Below are 25,770 nucleotides of genomic sequence, written 5' to 3'. Positions count from 1 at the left end.
AAACGCTATTGATATTGGAATCAATAGCGTTTTCTTATGTGACTTTATGTTTTATCTTGTTTGTACCCAAAAGCAAATTCTTTTTATATAACGTATTACTTCAATTTCCCCTCAAAGACAATCTTTCTACCGCACGGTTCAACTTCTGTTTTGCCGTTTTTCTTCACTTCATGAAAGATTGGTTCTTCCATACGACGAGACGGTGCATAGCCTTCTTGTTCCATACGTGCTAAGCAGTCTGTAATTGTTTCGTTTTCGAGTACTTCAAATTTCTTTTTATTAGGTTGTTTTGTCATGCCCTAACCTACTTTCTATTTTTCTTGATGCGAATTGATTCTTCATGTAGACCATATATACCATTGCGAGAATTCCCATTATAATCATAACCGCAATAAAAAAGCTTGTATACTGTATTTTTTCTATAAATACGCCTCCTAATACAGGTCCCATAATACTTCCTAAACTAAAGGCGATTCCAGATAATATATTACCTGCTGGTAGTAAATGTCTCGGTAATAAATCTGTCATAAACCCAAGACCTAGTGAGAAGCATGATCCAATGACCATACCCGCTAACAGCATACAGGCAAAGACGATCCAGTAATAGTGATCAAATACTGCTGCAAGTAGGAAAATGCCCGTACTTACGCTGAACGTCCACGTTAAAATACGATCTCTTCCGTATTTATCACTTAATATACCGAGTGGAATTTGTGTAATAATGCCCCCAACTGCGAACGCTGGTAATAAGAAGGATATATCTGATACAGACCATCCTTTACGAAGCGCGTATACTGGCAAGTTACTATTTAACATTGCTTCCAGTACGCCGTATGCAAGTGGTCCTAGTAATGCAATCCAACCTAATCCAACAACTTGTTTATAACGAGAAAATGATGATTCACTCTCCACCTCTCTTTCATCTTGCGCCGGGAATGCATTTTTCGTTGGAAGTAATAATAGCCAACCTATTAAGCAAAGTATAGTAGATATAATAAATGGCGTTGCAAGACCGTACTGCACAGTGCTTGCTAAATACGGACCAACAGCAAAACCAATTCCGAAAAATACACCGTATATCGATACTTGTCTCCCTATTTTACTCGGGTCCGATGTTGTCGTAATCCATGTTTGTGTTCCGACATGAAGCATATGATCTCCGACTCCAACTAGAAATCTAAGAATAAACCATACCCAAAATGAAAAAGTTTGTGTAAAAAAGAATAATGAAATAATAACGAGAAACCCACCAATAACGATAATTGGCTTCATTCCAAACTTTTGCATCGGTTTTTCAAGAAACGGTGAAATAACTAATATCCCAATGTATAATGCCGTCGCATGAATACCGTTAATACTTGAACTTACCCCTTCTTGTTCAAAAATCATTGCAATGGCCGGTAAAAGCATCCCTTGTGATAAACCTGAGATCGCTACAATTCCAACCATAATCCAAAAAGTAAAACGCATCGACATCCCTTTCCCTCTCCTTCTCACGCTTTCCACTTTTCATTATAAACTGTTTCTTCAAATGCGTGTACGAATATTCATAATAAAAAAGAAGCTAAAAGAATGAACCTTTTAGCTTCTTACCCGTCCCATACTTGCGCTTTCACATTGTGGTGAAAGTGCTTGAAATATGGGTTTCCATAAAATGATGACCCATATAAGTATTGCTGTGCGCTAACAATTGGTGGCTGCGGGTATTGCATTTGTAATGGAACTACAGCTGGTGAAACTTGCATATACATCGGAGCTATCATTATTTTTGTATATAAGTGATGATTATATGGCGAATGCGCAATTAAGAACGGATGATGCATGGATAATCTCCCCTTTTACCTACAATGTTATAGTATATGCAATACTTATCATTTCGGGGATTATTTCTCTTCTAACCAATCCTCTACATGTTTTATAAATACATCTAAACAATCAATAAACGGCGAATGACCGCAATTCTCTAACACTTTCAACTCTGCATTCGGCAAATGTTTTGCTAATTCCTCACCGACTACTTGCGGTACGACATAATCTCTGTCACCTTGTATGACGAGTGTTGGAGCTTTAATATGATGAATTTGCTTATTTCCCTCTACAACCCCGTTATGTTCATCCGAAATATTAAATGTAATGAGCGCATAATTTACATCCACGAAATTACGTTGCGTTAACATATCATCTAAATACTTTTCGTAACGATCCGGTTCCGGTTGATTATGTGTATATATTAATAAATTCCATACTGTTCGGTAATATAATTTATTCATATTTTTTATCGCGTCTAGCACCGGTGCAATTTGTACGGGATCTTGCGCGATTTCTTCCTTCGTCTTTACTAAACTTGATACGATCGGTTGCCCGTTTATATCTTTTTTAAAAATTGGATATCCCTTCATGCCTACTGATTCTACTAAAATTAACTTTTCAACAAAAGTTGGATGATTCGCTGTAAATTGCATCGCAACACCACCACCCATTGACCAGCCCATTAATGAAAATTTCTCTAGTTTTAATTGATCAATAAATAGTTTTACATCTCTTGCGAAGTCTTGTAATGAATCTATCGATTGATTATATGTTGATTGTCCAAATCCTCTTAAATCAAGAGCGTAAATATGGTATCGGTCTTGCAGCTTTTCAATTACTAAATCCCAATGTTGTGACGATGTCATGTTTCCGTGAATGAGTACAAGAATTTCTGCATTTTGCCTTCCAACTTCCTGATACGCAATCGTTTCTCCGTTCGATAGTGAAACAAACTCCATTGTTGCAGGCTTAATCATCACAAGTTCCCCCATTCTTTTTAATAGAAAGAAAATTCTTTACTTACTTAAAGAATAGCATGCAGAATATACGTTCGCAACATAAAACCTATACGAAATTTTTACATAAATCAACATGTCTATTACTAGACAATTATAATGAAAAAGTATATAGTTAGCTAGGTAACTAATTTGAAAGGATCAAAATACATGGACGAAAAACAACATTTTTTTCACATTGTCAGCCAGACTTCTCGAAAATTCACAAAGAAATTTAATGAACGCGTATCTCCAACTGGGCTATTCAGTGCGCAATGGGCTGTTATTTTCCGCATTAATCAAACTGGTTCTTGTACGCAAACAGAATTGTGCCAGTACTTAAATGTTGAATCACCAACGATGACTCGTACGTTAACACGTATGGAAACGATGGGCTGGATTATTCGTACAGAAGGAAAAGATCGTCGTGAGAAGCTCATTTCTTTATCAGAGACAGCGATAAAAATGATTCCGGTATGGCAAGAAGAAGTTGATACTTTCGAAGAAAAAACACTAGAAGATATTAACGAAGATGATTTACATCAAGCATTTGAAGTGTTACAACAAATTATTAAAAATTTAGATTAAATTGGAGGGATGACGATGCAAAGTGAGAAACTTTGGACGAAGGATTTCCTCGGAACTTGTTTTAGTAGTCTATTTCTCTTCTTAACATTTTACATGCTTATGACTACTCTGCCTGTCTATGTAATAGACGGCCTAAAAGGAAAACCTGAGGAAATTGGTTTAGTTGCAACTGTTTTTCTTATTTCATCTGTTTTATGTAGACCATTTACAGGTAAATGGCTCGATGATTTAGGAAGAAAGAAAATATTATTTATTTCACTTTCATTATTTTTAGCTGCTACTGTTATGTATTTCGGTGCGCAAAGTTTATTTTTATTACTTGCCCTTCGCTTCTTACATGGTATTGGGTTCGGTATGGCAACGACAGCAACTGGTACGATTGTCACAGATGTTGCGCCAGCTCATAGACGAGGCGAAGCACTTGCCTATTTCGGCGTATTCATGAGTCTGCCGATGGTAATTGGTCCTTTTTTAGGTTTAACAATTATTTCTCATTTTTCATTTACTGTACTATTTATCGTTTGTTCCGTATTTTCATTGCTTGCATTTTTATTAGGACTACTTGTAAATATTCCGCATGAAGCACCAGTGAACAAACAAAAACGAGAAAAAATGAAATGGAAGGACTTAATTGAACCATCCTCTATTCCGATCGCTCTGACAGGATTTGTTTTAGCCTTTTCTTATAGTGGCATTTTATCCTTTATTCCTATTTATGCGAAAGAGATCGGTTTAGGAGAAGTTGCTAGTTACTTCTTTATTGTATACGCACTTGTTGTTGTAATTTCTCGTCCATTTACAGGAAAGATTTTTGATCGCTTCGGTGAAAATGTACTTGTTTACCCTGCTATCATTATTTTCACAATTGGGATGTTTATTTTAAGCCAAGCACAAACTTCATTTTGGTTCCTTGGCGCAGGTATGCTAATCGGTTTAGGCTACGGGACATTAATTCCTAGCTTCCAAACGATTGCGATTTCTGCCGCTCCAAACCACCGACGTGGTTCTGCGACAGCTACTTACTTCTCATTCTTTGATAGTGGTATTGGCTTTGGTTCTTTCATTTTAGGTATCGTCGCAGCGAAATCCAGTTACCATAATATGTATTTTATCGCAGCTATTATCGTTGCCTTCACTTTACTTCTCTATTATGGATTACACGGACGAAAACAAAAATTCAAGAAACAGCATACAGATGGAAAAGTTTCCGCTTAACATGAATAAGGAAAGTAAACTTCCCCGTTTACTTTCCTTATTTTGTTTTTCTTTTAATAGAAGCGTATACTTATAATAGAAATAAAAAAGGAGGGACCGATATGAAACTTAAAAAATCTCCCCTACTCTTACTCATAATCACATTTATATTTGTAATTACAGGGCTCGGTTTTACATACTTCAAACATAATAAAACAATCCCATCAAAAAATAACGTGACGAAAAAAAATTGGTTAGATGATCCTTACTTACGTTGGTCGTACACACATATGAAAGAATTCACTTTAATTAACGAGGTAAATAATAACCCGGATCACGTTTCCCACTTCTCTACCGCATCACAAAACTTAGACGATTTTGCTGTGGAGCGTAGATTTGGAAATACAACTCCTCTAAAAAAACTTTTAGACGATAACAAAACGGATGCTTTTGTCGTTGTACATAATGGACAACTTGTTTATGAACGATATTTCAATGGATATAACGAGAGTGAACCTCATGGCATGGCGTCATTAGCAAAGGTCTTTACCGGAGCAATTATACAATCTCTCGCTGAAGAAAACCGTATTGACTTAGAAAAAACAGCTGACGCATATATAAAAGAATTAAAAAATACACCGTTCGGTAATGCCACACTTCAGCAATTATTGGATATGCAAGTTTCTGTAGAATACCCTACTCACGGATATGAACATCCAGCGTTAGAAAATCAAGATGCACAACTATATTTAGCGAGCAATATTTTACCTAGAGGTAAAAACTACGACGGTCCGATGAAAATTTATGATATGTTACGAGAAGCAGAAGAAACTGCACCGCCTGGTTCCGATTTTTCTTACGATAACGGATCAGCTGAAACACTCGCTTGGGTGATTCGAAAGATCACAGGTAAATCACTAGCAGAAAATGTTAGTGAACGAATTTGGTCTCAAATTGGTATGGAAGAAAACGCGTATTACGTTACAGATGAAACGAAAGTAGAACAAGCAAGCGCTGGTTTAAATGCAACCGCTAGAGATATGGCTAGATTCGGGCAATTACTATTAAACAACGGGGAATATAATGGAAAACAAATTCTCCCTTCTTCTATTACTGAAGATATAAAAAATGTCCAAGAAGGTGAACTTGCAGTTGGCCCTGGAGCTTCCATTTCTTATCATAATCAATGGTGGATTCCGCACAATGAACAAGGTGCTTTTGAAGTGTTAGGTAGTTACGGACAAACACTTTACATCGATCCGAAAGCAAATATGGTCATTGTCCACTTCTCTTCTAACGCTACGCCAAGTAATGAAATACATTCAGTCTACTCAAATATGTATATTGATATTGCACATCATTTAGAGAAGCTTCCACAGTAGTGGAAGCTTCTTCTTATTGGGGTATTTATTTTAACAAATCCCCTCATCACGATTATTCTTTTCTTATTCATACGTGAATTTTTTATTAGCAATCCAATAATTTGTCACGAAGAGTGTCAATAAGATCCAAATAATCGTTAGTAATACATTGACCATTGCAGTTGCATTCACTCCCCCTGTGACTAACGTTTCCATTGCGTGTTTACTCATACTGGCTGGATTAACTTGATCTATTATTGGACTCAAACCGACGATTATTCTACAAGCTAAAAGAACAACAATTGAAATTAGTGCAATAATACCTTGACTGTGAAAAATAGCACTTATCATTGTTGTGAAAGATACGATAAAAAGAACCCAAATTAAATAAAATAGTAATCCAGTAATCATGTGCGAAAACGGAACAACAGTAAAAAGATAGTTTGTATATAGATAAGAGGTAAAGTATCCAATCATTACACTAAGCGCTACTATTACATAATTTGATACTATTTTCCCCACTATATATGAAGTAACCGTAACAGGTCTCGTTAAAATAAAGGCCAACATACCGTTAGATTTATCTGTTTGAATAGCACCCATCATAGAAATCACTAGAATCATAAGTCCAAGCTGATCAAACTGAGACCCCAAAGTACTCGCTAATACTTCGCCTCCTTTTTGTGATGTCATACTTGGATCGATGGTAATTCCCTGCCCTCCACCTAATGCTCCTAAAATGGATGGTAAGTAATGCGTTACTATTGGCTGTGTTGCCCCTAAAAATATAAAAACAATTGGTAGCCAAATGATCTTAAAATCACGTAACATTTGAACACATTCTTTTTTTATCAATATCATTGAGTTATTCATTTTTGCACCACCAATTTCAAGAAAATTTCTTCTAAAGTATCGTTGTTTATTTCAAACTTAACGATGTCCACTTTATGTTCGAGTGCATTTTGCAGTAACATATTTTTATTTATTTTGATACTTTCAACCTTCACTTTGACTTTAAGTCCAATCACTTCTACATCCTTCACATAAGGCAAATTTTTTACAACGTCAATCCACTCTCGATCTTTAGCTGTGATTTCAATGATTAATTTATTTTCGCTATTACGGTGTAAAAGCTCAGTAATTGTTGTATCTTCTATCTTTGTTCCATCTTTAATCATGACAAATCGTTCACAGATTTCTTCTGCATCACTCAATATATGGGTTGATAATAAAATAGTCGTATCTTTTTTTATTTCTTCAATGAGATTTAATACTTCCCTTCTACCTATTGGATCTAATGCGGATACTGGCTCATCCATGACAATAAGCGCCGGTTTATGCAGTAATGCTTGTGCAATACCGAGTCTTTGTTTCATTCCACCAGAAAAGGTACTCACCTTCGAATCTTCTTCCCCACTTAATCCAACTTTCTCCAAAATTTTTGGTATCGACTTTGACAATGCTTCTTTTTTCATCCCTGAAAGTTGCCCCATAAACATAAGGGTTTCTCGCGCTGTCATCCAATGAAAAAAATTAGGGTATTGCGGTAAGTAGCCAATTTCCCTTTTCATTTTTGATATTTTTATCCCATTCAATAACACTTCACCCACATCTGGATTAATAATATCCGAAATCACTTTTATTAATGTAGATTTCCCTGCTCCATTTGGTCCGATTAATCCTACACATTCCCCAGATTGCAGTTCCATCGAGAAAGTATTGACAGCAATTTTCCCTTTAAATGATTTTGTTACATTTCTAATCTCTAATTTCATAATTTCTCACCGTCCTTTCTCCCTATAACAAAGTATAGAATAGGTCCCAATACGTTAACAAAAAGAATAATTAGCGCCCATACAAGTACATTTTTTCTTGTTTTTCTATGTCGGTATAAATCAATTAGTGCAATGAAAACTAAAAGTACCCCGACTGCAATAACTGGCAATATGATCGGGAGAAACGCCATAATATCCATGTCTTTAAGATCATTCCATCCATAATGTAGTTGCATTTTTATCATTCCTTCCTAAACTCATTATCATTATTGATAATAATAATGATAAATCAAGAGCAGATGCATTGCAAACATTATTCTCATTATTTATAATGAGAATAAATAATGAATAAGGTGATATATAGTGAGTAATAAAGTTGAAATCTTAATGCATCCAGTAAGAATGAAAATTTGCCAAGTATTAATGAGAAATAAAGAAGATGGACTAACACCATTAGAAATGGTAAAAATCATTAAAAATGTACCACAAGCAACTCTATATAGACATCTACAAACTATGGTTGATTCTGATATCGTCCATGTAATTAACGAAAAAAAGGTAAAATCTGTTTCTGAAAAATATTACGCAATCAATGAAGAAGATGCAAAAATTGAAGGAAGTGAGTGGAAAGGATTATGTGATGAGGAAAAGTTAAATTACATTTCCTATTACCAATTATCACTTATGACACAATATCAAAGTTACCTTAAAAAATTAGAGGAACAAAACAGTCAAGAAGATAATGCTACTTTTTCTGTAGTGGAATTAAAGCTAGATGAAGAACACTTTATGAACTTTCAAAACGAACTTAATGAATTAATGAATAAATACTACCATACCCAAAGTAAAGGTGACGAAAAAGAGGCTCCTGTTCGGACCGTCGCTATTACAATTATTCCAGAAACGTAAACTAACTCAATATAAATAATACAAGCCGATGTTTCCTATGTTAAGGAAACATCGGCTATTTTCATTTCAAAAATTGTTTAGCTTCTGTTTTAACTTCTGCTGTAAGGCTAGCGAAAAAACTGATCTAGAATTCGAATGTGCTTAAAGCCCCTGTCTTTCTTTTATTAAATGAATTCTTTTCTTTCTTTTCTCATGCTACTGTCATACCATCCACACTCTCTCCAAACACTTTTTAAAAAGAAGCATGGGTAAACTAATAAATATAAATTAGGAATCCACCAAGAAATATCGAAATCTAAACAGATTGTCCAAAATGCTAGAGCTTGTATTCCTGAACAAAAAGTTAAAATTAATGATACGAACGCCAAGTGGCTCCAAATATGTTTTTGTTTAGAATGTAAATACATGAGCATACCCCTGTTGTTCCCTCTTATTAAAGGAGGAACTATTATGGGATTTGGTGGTAGTTGCGATTTTGCTGAAGGTTTTACTTTATTAGTTGTATTGTTTATTTTATTAATCATCGTTGGAGCTGCTTGCTTCTGCTAAAAAACTATAAGAAAAGACACTCTTATCATAGTGTCTTTTCTATTCTCTTTAAAGAATTTATATCGACCTCATAATTATTCCCATATGGTCTACGCGCCGAAAGTTCTTCCTTTGGCCCATAAAATAATACTTTCAACTCATCATCTTTATACTGAACTACAAAGAAGTCATCAAATTGGTCAAATGTGTTTTGATTGATCGTGATAAACCCTTTTTCTTGGGCAGTTGTTTTAACACTTATTCTTCGTCCATCTTTAATGACATCATATCCATGCTGATTCGTCACTTTGGATAGCTCACCATTTGTGTAAAGAACACAAAAAAATTCACCTAGACGACCTATAAGATGCCTTAATTCAGTCGCCTTACAACCAAGAACATTCATTTCAAATCGTAACATTTCAAAATATGCCTCATATAACTTTTTAATTTGTGAGATTCCTATTTTATCCTTATCCCCATAGACAAGAAGTTTCCCCTTATCCCACTCACCTACAACAGATTCACAATCTGTCCCTTTAGGTTTGTGAAAAACTAATCCTGTATAAGGATAATTTTCACCTACATATCTAAAAGTTTTTTTATTTATATATATAAACAGATTTTTATTAACAGCTCTCCCTTTGTTATAACGGTTATAACAATAATCAGCAGGATTAATACTCCCCGGTTTTGTATTAAATTTTGTTATTAATCTGTCCTTTATCTCTGCAGATGTTACAGTATCGCCTATCTTTTCTTTAAGAGCCTCTATAAATTGCTCATAAATAGTCAATGTAATCCTCTCCTCATGTTTCTCAATAGTTTTAAGCCTAGTAGAACTTGCACTCTATAATTTGGCCTAATTGTAGAATAATATATTTAAAGTTCTTCATAAATTTTTATAACTTACTATATAAATTTTACATTTAATTAATTAAATTTCATAGACTATTAGAGTAAAATATAAATTGGAGAATTTTATTAAATGCTCAAAATAAAGATAATACTCCATTAAGAGCTCGTTTATTTAGGAAACGTGTCTTTTTTTTATTGGCTTTTTAAATAAGGTAAACGTGAAGAAGCATTATAAAAAGCAGGGCAATAATATTAAATTAACTTCCATTCGAAGGAGTTTAAGCCTTGCCTGAATGACTATAATGACTATTTGGTTGAGCAATCGATATGTTGTGCCGAAACGTCAATATATTAAAAAAAGGATCTCTCTTTATCAAGAGAGATCCTTTTTTTACTTCTTCTTCTTTTCTGTCGGTTGGCTTTGTTTAGCGAAATTAGATGAATCATCGAAATTCGGTTGCTTTTTACCAGCATTATTACTTCTACCTTTTCCCATATGTAATGCACCTCCTCTCGTCCTTACTATTCCCAATAAAAAAATCCTCTTGCATCCAAGGGGATTTTTTGTTGTGCTATTATTAATAATGCCCAACTATTACCGCAGTACTTCCAACACGGTCCTATCCTAACTTTTAACCATGGTGTTGATCGTGGCCATCAAGCCTATGATTATCTATCCGTCTTGGCGTTTTCCTTTAAACGATACCCTAGTCTTCGATCGCTTGATAGGTCGTGGTCCAGAAGTCTTGGATAAGATGCGATGGGGCCGGAGTGGACATCCCAACCTGGGTGAACAGAATTCCAATAAACTGTTTATCTGGATCAGCGTAAGCTGAAGTACCGGTTCCACCATCCCAGCCGAATTGACCAATAGACGCGTAGTCTCCAAGATAGGTACGCACCGCCATCCCAAAGCCCCAGCCACCTTGGATCCCTTGTCCGAACGACAAATGGACGTTATTTTTGGCCAAATCGTCTCGGTATACTTGTTGTTCCGGAGTAAGACGGTTGGTGGTCATCAGCTGGACTGCGGGCCTAGACAAGATCCGTTTAGTACCGTGCACCCCTTTATTCAAAAGCATCTGCAAATACGCGTGATAATCGTCGACGGTTCCAAGCAGTCCACCACCGCCTGCTTGGAATGCTGGAGGTTTGCTGTAACGTCCACCCGCCCCCTCATCCCACACGATGAATTCACCTGTCTGCGGATTGGGGTTGAAGGCTGGTGGAAGCCGATCAATCTTGAGCTGAGGTACGTAGAATCCAGTGTCCTTCATTCCTAGCGGATCGAATATGCGTTCGCGCAAGAACGACTCGAACGTCTGACCCGTGACCCTGGCAACAAGAACGCCGATTACTTCTATACTGATATGATACTGCCACCGCTCTCCGGGCTGATAGCTTAGCGGAAGTGCACCTAGGCGACGCATAAACTCATCTGGATCGGGCATATCCTGACCTGGCGTGTCGAATATCCCACTCTCGAAGAACGCGTTCATGATTGGAGAACCCATCAACGTGAGATCCACTCCGAGCCCGAATGTGGAGGTCAACAAGTCTCGTACAGTGATAGGACGTCGTGCTGGGACGGTCTCTTCTAGCGGGCCATCGGGCTGTTTCAACACTTGCCGGTCGGCGAGTTCCGGTAGCCATTTGTCTACTGGGTCGTCTAAATGCAGTTTGCACTCATCGAGCAGAACCATTACTGGTGAAACTGCGATTGGCTTGCTAATGGACGCCAATCGAAAAATCGTGTCCCGACGCATTGGTGCACCACCATCATGCCTCATTGTTCCAAGCGCTTCGACATACGTCTCGCCGTTTCGGCTGACTAAGGCGACGAGCCCAGGAATCTTTCCAGAATCGACATGCCGCGCCAATATATTGCGCATTTTGCGCAATCCTGTTTCAGAAAAGCCCTTATTGTTTTGTCCCATTTTGTTCTCCTTTAGTTTAGATTGAGATTTCTAATACATATTGACAATCAATTATTAGTTCTTCAAATAGAAAAATTCCCCTTTTTAATAATTTCGACAAAATGCATTTATATACATGGAGGCACCATGCATCACTATCAACCTAAGATAAGCTACATTTATGGGGATTTAATAATGGGAAATGCAATCATTAATAACATTGATACAGCCATAAAAAAATATGATTACAAGATTTGCGAATTGATTATGATACATCTAAAAACACCGATATTCTTTCAAACAAGTAAAAAAGCGCCCTATAACCAGGGCGCTTTACTCCAACCTAATGACTAATAGTAGCAGTTGGATATAATGTTGTTCCTCCAATCGAAACCTTTATTTCATTTGTTAATGGAACGTTTTGTTCATTAATAATTGTTCTCCACCATTCCCATGCAAGACCTGTACATTCTCTTGCTACAATTTTTATATTTTTTGAATTTGGTGGAAGAGGGATAACTGTAGAGTAATGAGCCGTTTTGTCTTTGCCACTACCTTCCCATGTTTTATGTGTTAATACTTCTTTCCCATTTTGATCAAATGTGAATTCATCCCAAGATACATCAAATTGAGCAACGTAAGCACCGTAATGATCCAGTGTCATTTTAGCACTTGAATATTCTGTAGTTGTCGTCTCGATATAATCTGTATTGTTATGAACAGCAGCAGTTGCATTATCTTTTAAGAAAGTGCTTGTATATGAAATTGGGTATGCTGGATTTTTAAAACTTAATTCAGCATTATCTTTAATGATATTTCGGATTTCATTGAAATCTTTTGTAACAACCTTGTTATGCTCTTTCGCATCTCCGCCTAATACGACAGCAGTAAAGGTACTTTCTTCAAAAATATCTTTATACTGTCCACTCGTTTCGACGCTGTTATTCTTAAGTAAAGCTTTAAAAGCAGCTTGTACATCTTTACTCTTAGATGTGGTTTCTAATTTTACATAAACCGTTCTACCATAAGCTACATTTGAAACCATAACAGGTGGAGCTGAATTACTTACTCCTTTACGAGTTAGCTCATCAAAAGTAACACTATTATCAAACAAATCGGATGGATTGTTAGGTAGTTCAGCACTTACAGTATAAAATATTTGTTTATATGCCGCCACCATCACTTTTTTCTCTCCATTTGCAACTGCATTAAAATCAATGTTTAAACTGTTATCAAGATATTTCGCATTAACATTAAGAGCACTAGCGATTTGTGATTTACTATAAACCATAGATTCTGTATACTGCATTCTTGCAGGTAACGTATGTGTTGCGGAATACTTTTCATTCCAAGTAGATACTAAATCATCTACTGCTCCAGCCACATTACCATATGTCGGATTTTGGACAGTGATTGTATTTTCTTTTCTCATGCCAGGTAAATCTATACTAATATTCAAAGGCTTTCTCTTAGCAACTAATAAACTCGGTTGATTGTCTGCAAAAGCTTTATTGGCAAGTTGTACAGCTCCTGGATACGTGCGATTCGCTACAGAATCGATAATCGAAATATCGACTGGTGACGTTGTAAGTGATTTTTTCTCACGTTCCACCACTACAAATTTACCATTTGAATTGATACTTTCTTTCGGAACAAAACTCTCTACTTTATCGCCATTTACAGCTAAAACCTCTTGATTATTATATGTAAGGTTTGCTATACCAGTATTAATGCCATTAACATTTTTAGTTATGTCAGTTGCATTACCGGCTTGTGTTTCTGCAAAAGAAATAGACGAATAATGAATCGTGCATAGACTAACTAATAAACATGCAAGGAACTTTCTTCTTTTGGTATTTTTCTTATTATTCAGAAAAATCACCCCGTTCTTTTTTAGTAAGATATAATAATGATTGATATATGATAGCTAACTAATAACCTTACATAAACGCTTTTAAAAGTTCTTGAACTAAAGGAATTACTCCACCTAAAAATTTTAAAACTGCCATTGCGATTTCCATATTACTTCCTCCTCTTTGCTGTATTAAGATGTGTTGTATATTTATGCTTTCATTATAATAAGCTTTTGCATTTGCATCAATTCATTTTTATATGCAATATTTCATATTGAGGAAAAGCAATTTTTTCTGTCAGGGTGATGATGGTACTACTCTTCTTGACAATATTTCAATCCCTCTAAAAATATCAGAATTTTCTAATTCTAAAAGGTTATGAACGAATCAACCTCGAATAATTGTAATACATATACATAAGGAGGTTGATCTATTTTGTTTCGTTCTTTTACAAATGGTTGCGTCGCCTTAGTGCAACGTTTCTTGCCAGAGCCGTTTATTTTATCATGTTTATTAACTGTTTTTGTTATTTTCTTCGGCATGTTTGCGACTCACCAAACACCTGTGGAAATGATTAATCACTGGGGTAATGGCATTTGGGGACTACTCGCCTTTTCTATGCAAATGGCACTTGTACTCGTGACAGGATCTGCTTTAGCAAACGCGCCTCTCATTAAAAAAGGATTAACGAAAGCGGCAAAACTACCGAAAACGAATGGACAAGGTATTATTGCTATTTCAATCGTAAGTTTACTAGGGGCATACATAAACTGGGGATTTGGTATTGTTGTATCTGTTTTATATGCAAAAGAAGTAGCACGGCAGCTTGAAGGATTAGACTATAGACTAGCCATTGCCTCTTCTTACTCTGGATTTCTCATTTGGCATGCGGGGCTTTCTGCTTCTATTCCTCTTACGTTAGCAACAGGCGGCGAAACGTTAATTAAAACGACAGCTGGCAGTATTAAAGAAGCGATTCCAATAACAGAAACGTTATTCTCACCATACGCACTTGTACCAGTTATTATTTTTCTCGTTACGATGCCTCTCATTAATAAAGCGATGCATCCAGATGAAAAACATACGATAACGGTAGATCCTAGCGTATTCCATGAAGAAGCTGCCGCGCAAGAAGTAGGAAACAATACATTCGCCGAAAAAATGGAAAATAGCATCATTATTACACTTTGCGTTGGATTGTTAGGTCTCATTTATATTTTCAATTATTTTTATACGAAAGGCTTTAACCTTACGCTAGACATCGTTATTTTTATGTTATTAATTGCTGGACTTATTTTCCACCGTACTCCGATTCAATATATTCGCGCTTTTTCAGACTCTACGAAAAGTGCTTCTGGCATTTTACTTCAATTTCCGTTTTACGCAGGAATTATGGGGATGATGATTGGAGCGAATAGTGAAGGACTTTCACTTGGAGGGGCTATTTCGAATTACTTTATTAGCATTTCAAACGAAACGACTTTCCCACTCTTTACTTTTTTAAGCGCTGGCATTGTTAATATTTTCGTTCCATCTGGTGGTGGTCAATGGGCTGTGCAAGCACCAATTATGATTCCAGCTGGCGCTGAACTTGGTGTACCTGCTGCAAAAACAGCAATGGCAATTGCGTGGGGCGATGCTTGGACGAATTTGATTCAACCATTCTGGGCATTACCGGCATTAGCGATAGCTGGTTTAGGTGCTCGTGATATTATGGGATTTTGCGTTGTGAACTTACTATATGCAGGATTTATCATTAGTCTATGCTTCTTATTTATTTAAACGAAAAGCTAGTTTTATACTAGCTTTTTTATATAATAAATCACTTATTTCCCACGCAATTTATCACGGTCTTCCACTCTATATCCGTAAGCTGTAATGCCTCAAATGCAAAAAAATCTTCACATACTTTTTTAATCAGATGTGGATTTTCCCTCAAGAAATTCCACTGTAACGCTTTAGGAAGAAAATACGTTTCATACTCTTTACTTCCTCTTACTACCTCATCCACTTCTCTTTCACAAATTCCTCTTATTAAATAATCATTTCTTAATTGAATCTGTATTTGTTGAAACGTTTCACTACATTTCTTCAAGTGGATTAAGCAATTAATATATGTACGAAAAAGTTCATTATCATACTGACAACACTTTATAATACGTTCCATTTCATTCATAACGTACGAGCCTTTTCTTCTATTTGTAATAACCACTTTTCCCGCTTCTCTCGTTTACTCGTTTTCACAGATTGAAAAACTGACCGTTTTATATCGCGAATTCCGCAAAAACGTAAAACACCTCTCTTCATCATAATCCAATCTGCTGATCGATATAATAGTGCGACGTACCATAACGGTGAGTCTAATGTATTAATTACCCACGCCTTCTTACCTTTCAATAATCCTTTCGGCAGGGCACCTTCATATTTATAAGCAAATCCAGCAACGAAAATGCGATCAATAAATCCTTTTAAAATTGCAGGCATCCCCCACCACCATACTGGATAAATGAAGAGAAGAGTATCCGCTTCTTCCACTAACGTTCTGTACCGAGCTGTCTCTTCTTCATTTACTAAATCACGTCTTTTCTTCTCCTCATTAAATACAAGGACGGGATCAAATTGTTCCTTATATAAATCAAGTACCGTAACCGAATGATTTGTTTCTTGTAATCCTTTTTGCACATGCTTTAATATCCCCGCATTAAAACTGGAAGGACTAGGATGAGCGTATACAATTAGTACATTCACTACATAACAACTCCCTCTATAAGTTAAAGTTTCCCCTTCTTTAACATCTTCTCTACAATTTGCACGTTTTTCGAACTTTGTAATAAACGATTTAATAATGTAAGTAACTCTTCCATTTCTAAATCTTTCAGTTTCTCTTTCACCGTACTCTCACCAGCACTTTGAATATCATAAACAACTGCCGCCATATGCTTACAATAATTCTCATATGGACACTCGCAGCTACTTTCTGTAAAATTTTCAAGATCAATCATTACTTCATAGTTTCCTGCATTTCCAGTAACAAAAGCAAATATTTTCTTTTCTTGTATTTCAACATCTTCTACATGTCCTTCTTCATAATATTCATAACCTTTATCCATAATGTACTTAGGAATCCATTTCGTTATATCATTTAGTAAGTAAGCGTACATAACAACACCTCTTCCTTTAATTCCCTTTTGACTTCCAAAACCCTGCATGTTATTCTAATAACTGTCAAATAGCAAGTCTATATGACAAAACGACTGACACCTATTCGGCGGAGGTGTCTCTTTTCATTTGCAGCCGATACGAAGTGCCTCTTTCAGGCACATTCAATCTTTGACACTACACACTCAACACCATTCCCTTGTATCAGGCTGCTTAAGCAGTCTTTTACGCTACATACTCCAAAAAAAAGAGAGCTTAGCTCCCTTTTCCCGCCTTATAAAATACCCCTTTTTCAGTATAGAGATATTCATCAGCTAATGTAATTTTCCCATCCAGTTTCAGTTCATCTAATAGTCTTGATAAATAAAATTGATGTAACATCTTTTTCGTGAATTTTCCTTCATGATGCGAAACGATATGTTCTTGAATATCTAACAATGATATTGGCTTATCTTGCTCTATCATATATTCATAAACTGTACTACGCAGTTTTACGTATTTTTCGAGTGTCACAGTACTTCGCAACCCCTTTCTTCTTAATATAAATTTTCGTAATCGGTTTTTTTGCAACAAAAAAACCTCTCCGATAAGAAGAAGTTACGTATATATCTTCGTCTTATCTCCCAGAACAAATATGTTCTGCTGGAATTAGCACCTGCATCGCGGTTGCTGGGTTTCATCGGGCCAGTCCCTCCACCTCTCTGGATAAGAAAATATTCACTTAATTCTTACTATACGTAATTTCATTCTAATTGTCAAACAAATATAACAAATTATATTTTGTTCCTTACTGTTCATACTATACATATATGAATATGCAAGGAGGATTATGAAATGCACGAAAATGCTCGCGGATATGTCCAAAATTCTTTTCAATCATTACAAGAAGCAAAACATTGTTTAGAAGAAGCGCTACAGACTGTTGAAAAAGATTTTAATCGCGCTCGTATTGAACAATCACTTTATGCGATCGAACAAGCTATTCAACGCTGTGATTACACGGTTCATATTTTAGAACAAGATTGAAAAACTTCCCATCATAAGGTGGGAAGTTTTTTCAAATGGCATACTTCATAATTATTACCGTTATAATTAAAAAATATACAGAATTAGCAATTTCTAAAACCCCTACTTTTATAATAGAAATTTTTTTGCCATATAACATAATTGCTCGAATGACACTCGGTATAAAAATAAGAGAACACCACGGATTGATAGCAAAGACAATGACTGTTAATACAATATGATACCCCCATGATATAAGACGATACTTCGGGTTATTTTTCTCGCGAATCATCGTTTTTACATAAAATGTACTTCCTAAAAAATATAAAAATGAAATAAGCGCAATAAATAATGCCGTTTTATCTATAAGTTTCATTGAAAAATAATAACTAACTAAACCACCAATACAGAAAACAATAATTGCACTGATGTCATTGAGTAATGCTCTTTCATTTTTTTGACGAGCGTAATACATATTTACTATAAATAATGGGATCATTATTGCTACGAATAAAAGAATACGCCATTCATATAATAGAGAAATCATCCCAAATACGAAAGCGATGATAAAATATACAATTGCAGCATGTAAAAACTCTTTTTTTCGTTTTTGCTTTATGTACGTAAGAAATGGATACGTAGCTAAATAGATAAAGAACCAAGCTAAAAACAATGGAATATGATACATAGTAGGTTTCCCAAGCATGACACTTAATAGAAATGGTATAACGAGCATGGCCCATGCACCGTGTTGCTTCGGAATAACTAACTTCATTAACTATACACCTCCTCTTCGAAAACATTTCTCACCTACTATTATACAAATAATCTTATATAATAACGGAAGTATATTGGATCAATTTTTTGACAATAAAAAATGCTCCTTACAATATGTAAGAAGCATGAAAGAGGCAAACGAATATGTAAGTCGCGACCCTACCTTATATGAGTATGCTTTTCTATGCCATGTTATGCTTATCTAATATGCCGTATTTCTTTTTAAATCTCGTAAGAATCGTAATCCAAGACGTACTAAATAGTAGTAAGAAAATAACATTCGAAATTGCATGACTCAAATCGAAATAAAAACTTGCAATATAATACGAAACGACTGCTTCCCACGTTGCCTCACGTATGAAACCGAGAAGCCCCCATAAGTTCATAATCCAGCCAAATAAAAACCCAACAAATAATCCGTATAGAAGTCTTCCCCATAGCTTTTTCATTAAAAATGTATTACGTAATAATCCAGCTATAAAACCAATCATGCCCCAAGAAAACATTTGCCACGGCGTCCACGGACCTTGTCCTAAAAAGATGTTAGATACGATAGCCGCTGTTGCACCGATCATAAAACCAGTTTCACTCCCAAACACAATTGCAGAAACGATAATGACAAAAGAAGTCGGTTGTACACTTGGTAAAAGAGAAAATGGTACACGGCTAACTGCTGCAATTGCCGCTAACACAGCAACGAGCACAATTTCACGTGAAACAAAAGCCTTTCTTTCAAAACGGATATAAAACGGTAACATAATAACAACTAATAAAAACAAACTACTTAACATGTAATAACCGTCCATGATAAGTGTAGTAAAGAGTAGTGTGCCTATTATTACTGTAAAAATACATATTATGAATGCAACATATCGTTTGGACACGCTTCGTACACATCCTCCCACGTTAATGCATATGGTAACTCTTTTCGAATAAATCGATTAATAGAGGTTGTATAAAAGAAGTTGCCACTAAAGAATTCTTTTGGTGTATCATTCATAATGACTGCTCCGTCAAACAACATCATGCATTGATCAACGTATTTCGCTGCAAACTCAATATCATGCGTTGCCATTACAATAGTTGTACCTTCTTTTTGCAGCTTTCTAAATAGCTCTCCTACTCTTTCTTTTTTCCACGGATCTAATCCCTTTGTCGGTTCATCAAGTAACAATAAAGTCGGCTTTGATAATAACGTTGTACATAACGCAAGTAGTTGTTGCTCTCCCCCGCTACAATCATGCGGATGGCGTTCTTTAAGCGAATACAACCAAAACTTCTTCAACATATCTTCTGCTATTTCTTTTCCTTGTTCTCCGTATAACTCACGTGCACGTTCATACACTTCTTCCCACACTGTATCAAATGTAAAATGATAATACGGATGCTGCGATACATACCCGATCCTTTTAAATCGTTCTTTCGAATCAATTTTATGTATCACTTTCCCATTCCACTTTACTTTCCCTCTTCTCGCTTTTTGTAATCCCGCCAAAATCGTTAACAGTGTAGACTTCCCTGTACCGTTTTTTCCAACGAGAGCTACCCATTTCCCTTTTTCAATCGATACGGTTAAGTCTCGTAAAATAAGTGGACTATTTTTTTCATATTGGAACGAAATATGCTCTGCACTTAAAATGACTTCTCGCTTTTCACTTTGTGCTATTTGCTCATTCACATATGATATCTCTGAAAAGTTATTCAGTTTCATTTGTGCTTCTCGCACTGTAAATGGAATATCTTCTACATTCCACTCTAAAAACAATCTTGGAATTTGCGGAATAAATGGACGAAAGTTTTCTACTTCCCACATGTTCGCTATAACCGTTTTAGGACTGCCATCATAAACGATTCGGCCGTTATCCATACAAATAACGCGTGTTGCAAGTGGTATCACCTCATCTAAACGATGTTCACTTAAAACGATCGTAATTCCAAGTTCTTCGTTAATACGTTTTAACAATCCTAAAAACTCTTTCGCAGCAATGGGATCTAACTGCGCCGTCGGTTCATCTAATAATAATAGTTTTGGCTGCATAACTAATACCGCAGCTAAATTGACGAGCTGCTTTTGCCCGCCAGATAACGTATGAACAGATTGGTGCAATAAATCTTGAAATCCTAAGAAGCTAATAAGCTCTGCTATTCGTTTTTGAATAATCTGTGATGGTAACCCGATATTTTCTAAAGAAAATGCTAATTCTTGAATGACCGTATCCATTACAAGCTGATTTTCTGGATTTTGAAATACCATACCAATTTCTTGTGCAGATAATAAATCAGGTACTTCCTCTAATAAAACGTCATCATAAAAAATTTCTCCTGAACGTGTACCGATTGGAAGTAATTCCTTTTTAAAATGCTTCAATAAAGTTGTCTTTCCAGAGCCTGACCCTCCAGCAAGTGCAATAAACTCTCCTTTTTGAATAGAAAGAGAAATATGCTGTAACGCATATTCGTTTTCATCAGCATATACAAATGATAAATTGTTTATTTCTGCATGCGCCACCATATCCATTCCTTTCCTTCCATTATAATTGGTAGACTAATAAACATCATAAATACTCCGAACATCACTCCATCGTATTGCTGAAATAGAATAGATTCGACTTTCGGTGAAATGATTAGCTTTCCCCCGCCATACGTATTACATATAATAGCAATGATAAGTAGAATACTTAAATAACTGAGCGTATACCAATCTCGTCTTTCCATTCTATACCGAATATATGTCGTACGCTTCGTTACACCAAATCCACGGGCTTGCATAGAATCTGCTGTTTGCAGCGCATCTTCTAATGAAGAAATTAATAATACTTGCAGCAATTGCATACCATTTTTCACCCGTTCTACAATGGAACCTGCGTCTACTTGTACACCTTTCGTTTTTTGAACGAGTGTTATTTTCTGTAATCGCCTCATAAACAAAGGAACAAACCTCACCGTAATCATCGTTAACAATGCTACTTTCGGTGAAATTCTAGAAAACAAATATAAAAATTTATGACTCGAAATAATATCATTATACGAAGCAAACGTAAACATAATCGCAACTAATAATAATCCCATTACTACTCCAAACATAATCGCCTCAAGCTTAATACGGCTATCACCTAACCAAAATAACGTAGTTCGCCCTCTATGTGTTAATAACGAATTAAATAAAATGACCATAAAAAAGAAAACGATTGTGCTCGGTAACATCTTTCTTATCTTTTCACTATTCCCTTGCATTATATTGATTATGACGATTAATAGTATTGCTCCAATTAAAAAAAGAGGATGAAGACACATCATACATAGTATCATCACCCCGATATAATAGAAAAAATTCACAAAAGGATGTAAAGAAGAAAAACTTATTTTCATAGTCCTTTACCGAATGCCTTTCTTATTTTAATACATACACCCACTCAATTGTATCTCCTGGTTTAACTGTTACTACACCTGCACTATGGTTTGGAAACGCACCGTTCACACGATATTTCCATCCACTAGTATCTGTAATATCTTTTTCATATAAATCATTAATACCTTTTACATAAATATCACCTTTGGAGCCCATTGCATCCACATCTAAACCTGTACGCTGCAATACTTTATAAACAGTATCGCCTTCTTGTACATCCATTTTTTTCGCACCTAATAAGTACCCTTTATCACCTTTTACTGAGATAGTGACTTGTTTTGGTTTTGGTATTACTGGATCTGGCACTGACACTGGCGGTACTGGATCTGGTACCGGTGTTGGTGGCGTTGGTACAGTTGCTTGTTGCTCTTTATTCGGATCAACCTTCTGCTCCTGCTTCGGTGTTTCTTTCGGCTGATTCACAACCTTCGCTTCTTCTTTTATTTCTTGCGCTTTCGGTTGTTTCTCTTCTTGTGCTTTTTGCTGTTCTGGTTGCTTAGTAGCAGGCTGTTCCTGAGGTTTCTCTTCTTTCTTTACTTCCGGTTGTGCCTGTGCCTTTTCTTCTTTCGGCTTCTCTTCTACTTTTTGCTCTTGTTTCTCTTTCTGCTCTTCTTGCTGCTTTTGCTCTTGTTCAGCTTGTTTTTCCTCCGGTTTTTCTTCCGGTTTCGCTTCATCTTTTTTCTCTTCTTGTTTTGCTACCTCTTCTTGCTTTGGTTCTACTTTCTTCTCAGGCTTTACAGCTGTCTCTTCACATCCGGCAAGTAGCCCAAGTGAAAGCATTAAAGAAATCAACCACTTCATCTTACTCATGTTGTCTCTCACCTTTCATAATAAAATTAGGAGCAAATGATTGCTCCTAATTTTTGTTAAGCTGCTTTACGTCTCCATAATACATATGCAGAAGCAATACATAATACACCCATACCTACTTCTGTAGCTGCACTATGAGAAGATGCTCCTGTTTTTGGTAACGTGCTACCGTTTCCTGACTTTTTGCTTTTAACCGGTTCGTTATCGACAACAACTTTTAGCGTGTCATCTTTCGTTTCTTGTTGTACTTGTTTTTGTTCTTCTAGTTGCTCAGTAACTTCTTTTTCTACTACAATATTTTCTGCATCCACATTTGGTTTCGTATCAATTTCAGGAACAGATACAGTTGACCAGTCATAAATCGATTTTCCAAGATCTTTAAACTGAAGTAAAGCTAAGAATGCTTGCTCTGTAGCCATTCCGCTACCGTTTTGATCACTTGGTAACCATTTGAATTCACCATTTGGAAGTTGGTATGACAGTAGATTTTGCATTGCCTTATGTAGACGATTTTGATCTAAATCTTGTACAAGAGATAATCCAATAATTGCTTGTGCAACACTATTAGAATTTTCTTGTCCATCAGCAGAAAAACCACCGTTTTCTAGCTGTTCGTTATATAAATAGGCAACAGCCTTTTGCACAGCGGGTTTCACATCTTCTCGTTCTTGATAAGGAGCTAATGCTGATAAAACCATACCTGTTACATCAACGCTACTAGCACTGTCTTTACTGCTTGCGCTATCGTAAGTCCAGCCACCATCTGTATGCTGTGAGTTTAAAAGCGCATCTACTAAAGCAACTCGATTCCATTTTGAATTCACTGGCACTTCATATTTCTTCGTATCAAATGCAAGTAAAGCAAATGTATAACCTGTAACAGAATTCACTTTATCTGATTCGTACAATTTTTGAACTAAATTATGTTCGCCAACCTTTGTAGGGTCTGCTTGCATTGCATTCATCATAATAATCGTTCTAGCTAAATCTGTCGCTGAAAAACGGTTAATGCGCTTTTCTACTTTTTCAGTTACTGACTTAACATAATTTAATTTCGCCTCAATTGGAACATTCTTTCCAGAACGAGAAAGGCCTAAAGCTACCCAATCACTTTCAATTCCATCTTGTAACATCTTTTCAGATGTCTTAAAGATCGCGTCATTTACTTGTGCCACTGGAACTTGAATGTTCTCTTGCTTTGGTTGTTCTACCTTTTCATCATTTGTTTTTGGTTCTTCTGGTTTTTCTTGTTTTGGATCATCTGTCTTTGGTTCTTCTGGTTTTTCTTGTTTTGGATCATCCGTTTTTGGTTCTTCTGGTTTTTCTTGTTTTGGATCATCTGTTTTTGGTTCTTCTGGTTTTTCTTGTTTTGGATCATCTGTTTTTGGTTCTTCTGGTTTTTCTTGTTTTGGGTCATCTGTCTTTGGTTCTTCTACAGTTTTACAAGTACCAAATTTATCTAATGTTTGCTGTAATGTTTCCTGGCTCATATTGCTCCAGTCTGCAACAAAACGAAAGACAACAACATCTCCAGCATTTAATTTATAACTATCTGCTCCAACTTCTGCAGATTTATCATTTACATCATACAACCAGCCGCTTGTGTCCCCAGCCATTAAGCCGTCAATGCCTTTAACATACGTTCCAAACGACATCGTCTCTGCTGTTACTTTGTCCCCCATGACTTTTTGCAGCAAACTTAAAGCTGTTTCCCCATCTGTAATTTGCTCTTCTTTCGGGCATAACATAATGCCCTTTTGTGATTCACCAATAATTGCAAGTTTTGCTGTATTTCCTTCAGCAAACGTAATATGTACTGTATTCGCAAAAGAAACAAATACGAGTGTAACTGCCATTAACGACGTAAGCAGCCATTTTTTCAACATTGCCATCCCAAAATTTCCTCCCTTACTACTATTCACACAAAAAAAGGCCCTTCAAGGGCGTGCAATTGACACTCTTTTTTTGTAAGTGTCGAACAAACTGTGCAACACCTCCTACCCGCATCATTCGCGGCTATATTTGTATAGGAAAAATAATTTTGTTTATGAACGTATCATTGTGATAACATTCACTTTTCTAGGCAAAACTGACTTCCATTCAAGTTATCGTAAAACGATAAACCTATACATTCTGTTAATTATAAATTTCTGTATTATTTTACTATTGACAAAGAATTTTGTCCATGCTTTATCGGATTTATTTTCTAAGAATAGTAGTTTACTATCCTTTAACGATGCAAACTCTTTTCACTAATAATAACGCCATCTTCATCCGCATACACATATTCATTCGGCTTCCATTCTACTTGTCCAAATTGCAACGAAATATTCCGCTCTCCTTTTCCTTCTTTTATACTTCTATTTGGCATCGTCCCTAACGCTAAAATACCAATATTAATATTCTTTAGTTCACTAGAATCACGAACATATCCATTCACAATAATTCCTGCCAGCTTTCTTTCCTCTGCAATAGCTGCCAAATTATCGCCAAGTAACGCACAATTCGTAGACGCTTCGCCATCAACGACTAATACCGTTCCTTCTGGTAATGTTTGCAATCCTTCCTTCACTAGTACGTTATCATCCTTCACTTTTACCGTTGCAATTTTCCCGTGAAATTGTTCTTTCTTCCCAAAAGACCGAAAAGACTGGCGACATATTTGTAAATCCTTTTCAAACTCATCACATAGATCCGTAGTTTTCCACATCTTTTTCCCTCTTTTCCTTATTCTTTCTATATAACATATTCTTTGATTTTTTTCGTTTCCCTGTCTAATGTTGCAAGAATTTGTATGTGTAAGAAAAGGATAGAAAAACTATTG

28 protein-coding genes, 1 pseudogene and 1 riboswitch are annotated in these 25,770 nt (G+C 36.0%); of the genes and pseudogenes, 7 read left to right on the top strand and 22 right to left on the bottom strand.

What is annotated here, in order from left to right:
* Window positions 1-95: 95 nt before the first annotated feature.
* From ACSG5Z_RS16030 to phaZ, 4 genes are all read right to left on the bottom strand, one after another.
* Window positions 96-296 carry an NETI motif-containing protein gene (locus tag ACSG5Z_RS16030; protein WP_000166305.1) on the bottom strand — a complete coding sequence of 67 codons (201 nt, stop codon included), beginning with the start codon at window positions 294-296 and terminating at the stop codon, window positions 96-98.
* Complete coding sequence (locus tag ACSG5Z_RS16025; protein WP_087984187.1) at window positions 280-1,476, bottom strand: MFS transporter; 1,197 nt, start codon at window positions 1,474-1,476, stop codon at window positions 280-282. The genes ACSG5Z_RS16030 and ACSG5Z_RS16025 overlap by 17 nt, the downstream gene beginning before the upstream one ends.
* A 113-nt stretch (window positions 1,477-1,589) precedes the next feature.
* Window positions 1,590-1,823 (bottom strand): hypothetical protein, encoded by a 234-nt coding sequence (locus ACSG5Z_RS16020; protein WP_087984186.1) that lies wholly within the window; start codon window positions 1,821-1,823, stop codon window positions 1,590-1,592.
* Between the two features lie 60 nt (window positions 1,824-1,883).
* Window positions 1,884-2,801, bottom strand: coding sequence for an intracellular short-chain-length polyhydroxyalkanoate depolymerase (gene phaZ / locus ACSG5Z_RS16015; RefSeq protein WP_137014038.1), 918 nt, complete (start codon window positions 2,799-2,801; stop codon window positions 1,884-1,886).
* Between the two features lie 174 nt (window positions 2,802-2,975).
* Between phaZ and ACSG5Z_RS16010 the strand changes: the two genes are divergently transcribed.
* The 3 genes from ACSG5Z_RS16010 (at window position 2,976) to ACSG5Z_RS16000 (ending at window position 5,968) form a co-directional block, all read left to right on the top strand.
* Window positions 2,976-3,392, top strand: a complete 417-nt coding sequence (locus ACSG5Z_RS16010) for a MarR family winged helix-turn-helix transcriptional regulator (protein ID WP_046954781.1) — start codon at window positions 2,976-2,978, stop codon at window positions 3,390-3,392.
* Between the two features lie 15 nt (window positions 3,393-3,407).
* A complete protein-coding gene (locus ACSG5Z_RS16005; RefSeq protein WP_087984184.1) occupies window positions 3,408-4,607 on the top strand; it encodes an MFS transporter in 1,200 nt (399 codons plus the stop codon).
* Between the two features lie 101 nt (window positions 4,608-4,708).
* Complete coding sequence (locus tag ACSG5Z_RS16000; protein WP_087984183.1) at window positions 4,709-5,968, top strand: serine hydrolase domain-containing protein; 1,260 nt, start codon at window positions 4,709-4,711, stop codon at window positions 5,966-5,968.
* A 63-nt stretch (window positions 5,969-6,031) separates the two neighbouring features.
* Here the strand turns inward: ACSG5Z_RS16000 and ACSG5Z_RS15995 are convergent, their stop codons facing one another.
* The 3 genes from ACSG5Z_RS15995 to ACSG5Z_RS15985 are packed head-to-tail and all read right to left on the bottom strand — an operon-like array spanning window position 6,032 to window position 7,958.
* Window positions 6,032-6,820 carry an ABC transporter permease subunit gene (locus tag ACSG5Z_RS15995; protein ID WP_426706478.1) on the bottom strand — a complete coding sequence of 263 codons (789 nt, stop codon included), beginning with the start codon at window positions 6,818-6,820 and terminating at the stop codon, window positions 6,032-6,034.
* A complete protein-coding gene (locus tag ACSG5Z_RS15990) occupies window positions 6,817-7,722 on the bottom strand; it encodes an ABC transporter ATP-binding protein (protein WP_088064017.1) in 906 nt (301 codons plus the stop codon). Before ACSG5Z_RS15990 ends, ACSG5Z_RS15995 begins: the two co-directional genes overlap by 4 nt.
* A complete protein-coding gene (locus ACSG5Z_RS15985) occupies window positions 7,719-7,958 on the bottom strand; it encodes a PLD nuclease N-terminal domain-containing protein (RefSeq protein WP_097906976.1) in 240 nt (79 codons plus the stop codon). Before ACSG5Z_RS15985 ends, ACSG5Z_RS15990 begins: the two co-directional genes overlap by 4 nt.
* A gap of 127 nt (window positions 7,959-8,085) precedes the next feature.
* Between ACSG5Z_RS15985 and ACSG5Z_RS15980 the strand changes: the two genes are divergently transcribed.
* On the top strand, window positions 8,086-8,631 hold the full coding sequence (locus tag ACSG5Z_RS15980) for a transcriptional regulator (protein ID WP_088064018.1): 546 nt from the start codon (window positions 8,086-8,088) through the stop codon (window positions 8,629-8,631).
* 164 nt (window positions 8,632-8,795) lie between these two features.
* Here the strand turns inward: ACSG5Z_RS15980 and ACSG5Z_RS15975 are convergent.
* Window positions 8,796-9,038, bottom strand: a pseudogene (locus ACSG5Z_RS15975) (DUF5360 family protein); the annotation flags it as partial.
* Between the two features lie 43 nt (window positions 9,039-9,081).
* On the opposite strand from ACSG5Z_RS15975, the gene ACSG5Z_RS15970 reads away from it, so the two are divergent.
* Window positions 9,082-9,180: a YjcZ family sporulation protein gene (locus ACSG5Z_RS15970; protein ID WP_088064019.1), complete on the top strand. Its 99-nt coding sequence runs from the start codon at window positions 9,082-9,084 to the stop codon at window positions 9,178-9,180.
* 25 nt (window positions 9,181-9,205) lie between these two features.
* On the opposite strand, the gene ACSG5Z_RS15965 is transcribed toward ACSG5Z_RS15970, so the two are convergent.
* The 3 genes from ACSG5Z_RS15965 to alo all read right to left on the bottom strand — a co-directional run bounded on the left by ACSG5Z_RS15965 (window position 9,206) and on the right by alo (window position 13,815).
* A complete protein-coding gene (locus ACSG5Z_RS15965; protein WP_435711739.1) occupies window positions 9,206-9,955 on the bottom strand; it encodes a DUF7225 domain-containing protein in 750 nt (249 codons plus the stop codon).
* 769 nt (window positions 9,956-10,724) lie between these two features.
* Window positions 10,725-11,954 (bottom strand): serine hydrolase domain-containing protein, encoded by a 1,230-nt coding sequence (locus ACSG5Z_RS15960; RefSeq protein WP_426706482.1) that lies wholly within the window; start codon window positions 11,952-11,954, stop codon window positions 10,725-10,727.
* A gap of 322 nt (window positions 11,955-12,276) precedes the next feature.
* Window positions 12,277-13,815, bottom strand: coding sequence for an anthrolysin O/cereolysin O family cholesterol-dependent cytolysin Alo (gene alo, locus ACSG5Z_RS15955; RefSeq protein WP_435711738.1), 1,539 nt, complete (start codon window positions 13,813-13,815; stop codon window positions 12,277-12,279).
* Between the two features lie 406 nt (window positions 13,816-14,221).
* Here alo and ACSG5Z_RS15950 point away from each other — a divergent pair, with 406 nt between their 5' ends.
* Window positions 14,222-15,568 carry a short-chain fatty acid transporter gene (locus ACSG5Z_RS15950; RefSeq protein WP_060487716.1) on the top strand — a complete coding sequence of 449 codons (1,347 nt, stop codon included), beginning with the start codon at window positions 14,222-14,224 and terminating at the stop codon, window positions 15,566-15,568.
* A gap of 40 nt (window positions 15,569-15,608) precedes the next feature.
* Here ACSG5Z_RS15950 and ACSG5Z_RS15945 read toward each other — a convergent pair whose 3' ends face one another.
* The 4 genes from ACSG5Z_RS15945 to ACSG5Z_RS15930 all read right to left on the bottom strand — a co-directional run bounded on the left by ACSG5Z_RS15945 (window position 15,609) and on the right by ACSG5Z_RS15930 (window position 17,518).
* Complete coding sequence (locus tag ACSG5Z_RS15945; RefSeq protein WP_435711737.1) at window positions 15,609-15,962, bottom strand: group-specific protein; 354 nt, start codon at window positions 15,960-15,962, stop codon at window positions 15,609-15,611.
* Window positions 15,959-16,534 (bottom strand): NAD(P)H-dependent oxidoreductase, encoded by a 576-nt coding sequence (locus tag ACSG5Z_RS15940; protein ID WP_435711736.1) that lies wholly within the window; start codon window positions 16,532-16,534, stop codon window positions 15,959-15,961. The genes ACSG5Z_RS15945 and ACSG5Z_RS15940 overlap by 4 nt, the downstream gene beginning before the upstream one ends.
* A 23-nt stretch (window positions 16,535-16,557) precedes the next feature.
* Window positions 16,558-16,947, bottom strand: coding sequence for an SWIM zinc finger family protein (locus ACSG5Z_RS15935; RefSeq protein ID WP_137012983.1), 390 nt, complete (start codon window positions 16,945-16,947; stop codon window positions 16,558-16,560).
* A gap of 253 nt (window positions 16,948-17,200) precedes the next feature.
* Window positions 17,201-17,518, bottom strand: coding sequence for a hypothetical protein (locus tag ACSG5Z_RS15930; protein WP_002096439.1), 318 nt, complete (start codon window positions 17,516-17,518; stop codon window positions 17,201-17,203).
* A 40-nt stretch (window positions 17,519-17,558) separates the two neighbouring features.
* Window positions 17,559-17,657, bottom strand: a riboswitch (SAM riboswitch).
* 122 nt (window positions 17,658-17,779) lie between these two features.
* Between ACSG5Z_RS15930 and ACSG5Z_RS15925 the strand changes: the two genes are divergently transcribed.
* The gene (locus tag ACSG5Z_RS15925) at window positions 17,780-17,971 is read left to right on the top strand and encodes a hypothetical protein (RefSeq protein ID WP_000545003.1); all 192 of its coding nucleotides are present in this window, start codon (window positions 17,780-17,782) and stop codon (window positions 17,969-17,971) included.
* Window positions 17,972-18,002: 31 nt separating this feature from the next.
* On the opposite strand, the gene ACSG5Z_RS15920 is transcribed toward ACSG5Z_RS15925, so the two are convergent.
* From ACSG5Z_RS15920 to rraA, 7 genes are all read right to left on the bottom strand, one after another.
* The gene (locus tag ACSG5Z_RS15920) at window positions 18,003-18,725 is read right to left on the bottom strand and encodes a YwiC-like family protein (protein WP_435711735.1); all 723 of its coding nucleotides are present in this window, start codon (window positions 18,723-18,725) and stop codon (window positions 18,003-18,005) included.
* Between the two features lie 184 nt (window positions 18,726-18,909).
* Window positions 18,910-19,611 (bottom strand): ECF transporter S component, encoded by a 702-nt coding sequence (locus tag ACSG5Z_RS15915; protein WP_435711734.1) that lies wholly within the window; start codon window positions 19,609-19,611, stop codon window positions 18,910-18,912.
* A complete protein-coding gene (locus ACSG5Z_RS15910; RefSeq protein WP_435711733.1) occupies window positions 19,584-21,245 on the bottom strand; it encodes an ABC transporter ATP-binding protein in 1,662 nt (553 codons plus the stop codon). The genes ACSG5Z_RS15915 and ACSG5Z_RS15910 overlap by 28 nt, the downstream gene beginning before the upstream one ends.
* Entirely contained in the window at window positions 21,218-22,096 is an 879-nt protein-coding gene (locus ACSG5Z_RS15905) for an energy-coupling factor transporter transmembrane component T (RefSeq protein WP_435711732.1), read from the bottom strand. The genes ACSG5Z_RS15910 and ACSG5Z_RS15905 overlap by 28 nt, the downstream gene beginning before the upstream one ends.
* A 22-nt stretch (window positions 22,097-22,118) precedes the next feature.
* Window positions 22,119-22,946 (bottom strand): DUF4430 domain-containing protein, encoded by an 828-nt coding sequence (locus ACSG5Z_RS15900; RefSeq protein WP_435711731.1) that lies wholly within the window; start codon window positions 22,944-22,946, stop codon window positions 22,119-22,121.
* A gap of 56 nt (window positions 22,947-23,002) precedes the next feature.
* Window positions 23,003-24,838 carry a DUF4430 domain-containing protein gene (locus ACSG5Z_RS15895; protein WP_435711730.1) on the bottom strand — a complete coding sequence of 612 codons (1,836 nt, stop codon included), beginning with the start codon at window positions 24,836-24,838 and terminating at the stop codon, window positions 23,003-23,005.
* 338 nt (window positions 24,839-25,176) lie between these two features.
* Window positions 25,177-25,656 carry a ribonuclease E activity regulator RraA gene (gene rraA, locus ACSG5Z_RS15890; RefSeq protein ID WP_435711729.1) on the bottom strand — a complete coding sequence of 160 codons (480 nt, stop codon included), beginning with the start codon at window positions 25,654-25,656 and terminating at the stop codon, window positions 25,177-25,179.
* Window positions 25,657-25,770 lie beyond the last annotated feature (114 nt).

Source organism: Bacillus pretiosus (assembly GCF_051294775.1).
Taxonomy (GTDB): Bacteria; Bacillota; Bacilli; order Bacillales; family Bacillaceae_G; genus Bacillus_A; species Bacillus_A wiedmannii.
The sequence above is the reverse complement of the archived record's forward strand: the minus strand, read 5'-3'. Positions and strand labels throughout refer to the sequence as shown.

Bases quoted from the DNA above. Each gene is read 5' to 3' on its own strand.
- ACSG5Z_RS16020 (WP_087984186.1), bottom strand. From the start codon at position 1,823: ATGCATCATCCGTTCTTAATTGCGCATTCGCCATATAATCATCACTTA.
- ACSG5Z_RS15985 (WP_097906976.1), bottom strand. From the start codon at position 7,958: ATGCAACTACATTATGGATGGAATGATCTTAAAGACATGGATATTATG.
- ACSG5Z_RS16025 (WP_087984187.1), bottom strand. From the start codon at position 1,476: ATGTCGATGCGTTTTACTTTTTGGATTATGGTTGGAATTGTAGCGATC.
- ACSG5Z_RS15895 (WP_435711730.1), bottom strand. From the start codon at position 24,838: ATGGCAATGTTGAAAAAATGGCTGCTTACGTCGTTAATGGCAGTTACA.
- ACSG5Z_RS15905 (WP_435711732.1), bottom strand. From the start codon at position 22,096: ATGAAAATAAGTTTTTCTTCTTTACATCCTTTTGTGAATTTTTTCTAT.
- ACSG5Z_RS16010 (WP_046954781.1), top strand. From the start codon at position 2,976: ATGGACGAAAAACAACATTTTTTTCACATTGTCAGCCAGACTTCTCGA.
- ACSG5Z_RS15995 (WP_426706478.1), bottom strand. From the start codon at position 6,820: ATGAATAACTCAATGATATTGATAAAAAAAGAATGTGTTCAAATGTTA.
- ACSG5Z_RS15935 (WP_137012983.1), bottom strand. From the start codon at position 16,947: ATGTACGCTTACTTACTAAATGATATAACGAAATGGATTCCTAAGTAC.
- ACSG5Z_RS15960 (WP_426706482.1), bottom strand. From the start codon at position 11,954: ATGGGACAAAACAATAAGGGCTTTTCTGAAACAGGATTGCGCAAAATG.
- ACSG5Z_RS16000 (WP_087984183.1), top strand. From the start codon at position 4,709: ATGAAACTTAAAAAATCTCCCCTACTCTTACTCATAATCACATTTATA.
- ACSG5Z_RS15900 (WP_435711731.1), bottom strand. From the start codon at position 22,946: ATGAGTAAGATGAAGTGGTTGATTTCTTTAATGCTTTCACTTGGGCTA.
- ACSG5Z_RS15920 (WP_435711735.1), bottom strand. From the start codon at position 18,725: ATGAAGTTAGTTATTCCGAAGCAACACGGTGCATGGGCCATGCTCGTT.
- phaZ (WP_137014038.1), bottom strand. From the start codon at position 2,801: ATGGGGGAACTTGTGATGATTAAGCCTGCAACAATGGAGTTTGTTTCA.
- ACSG5Z_RS15970 (WP_088064019.1), top strand. From the start codon at position 9,082: ATGGGATTTGGTGGTAGTTGCGATTTTGCTGAAGGTTTTACTTTATTA.
- ACSG5Z_RS15990 (WP_088064017.1), bottom strand. From the start codon at position 7,722: ATGAAATTAGAGATTAGAAATGTAACAAAATCATTTAAAGGGAAAATT.
- ACSG5Z_RS16030 (WP_000166305.1), bottom strand. From the start codon at position 296: ATGACAAAACAACCTAATAAAAAGAAATTTGAAGTACTCGAAAACGAA.
- ACSG5Z_RS15925 (WP_000545003.1), top strand. From the start codon at position 17,780: ATGCACGAAAATGCTCGCGGATATGTCCAAAATTCTTTTCAATCATTA.
- ACSG5Z_RS15945 (WP_435711737.1), bottom strand. From the start codon at position 15,962: ATGAATGAAATGGAACGTATTATAAAGTGTTGTCAGTATGATAATGAA.
- rraA (WP_435711729.1), bottom strand. From the start codon at position 25,656: ATGTGGAAAACTACGGATCTATGTGATGAGTTTGAAAAGGATTTACAA.
- ACSG5Z_RS15910 (WP_435711733.1), bottom strand. From the start codon at position 21,245: ATGGATATGGTGGCGCATGCAGAAATAAACAATTTATCATTTGTATAT.
- ACSG5Z_RS16005 (WP_087984184.1), top strand. From the start codon at position 3,408: ATGCAAAGTGAGAAACTTTGGACGAAGGATTTCCTCGGAACTTGTTTT.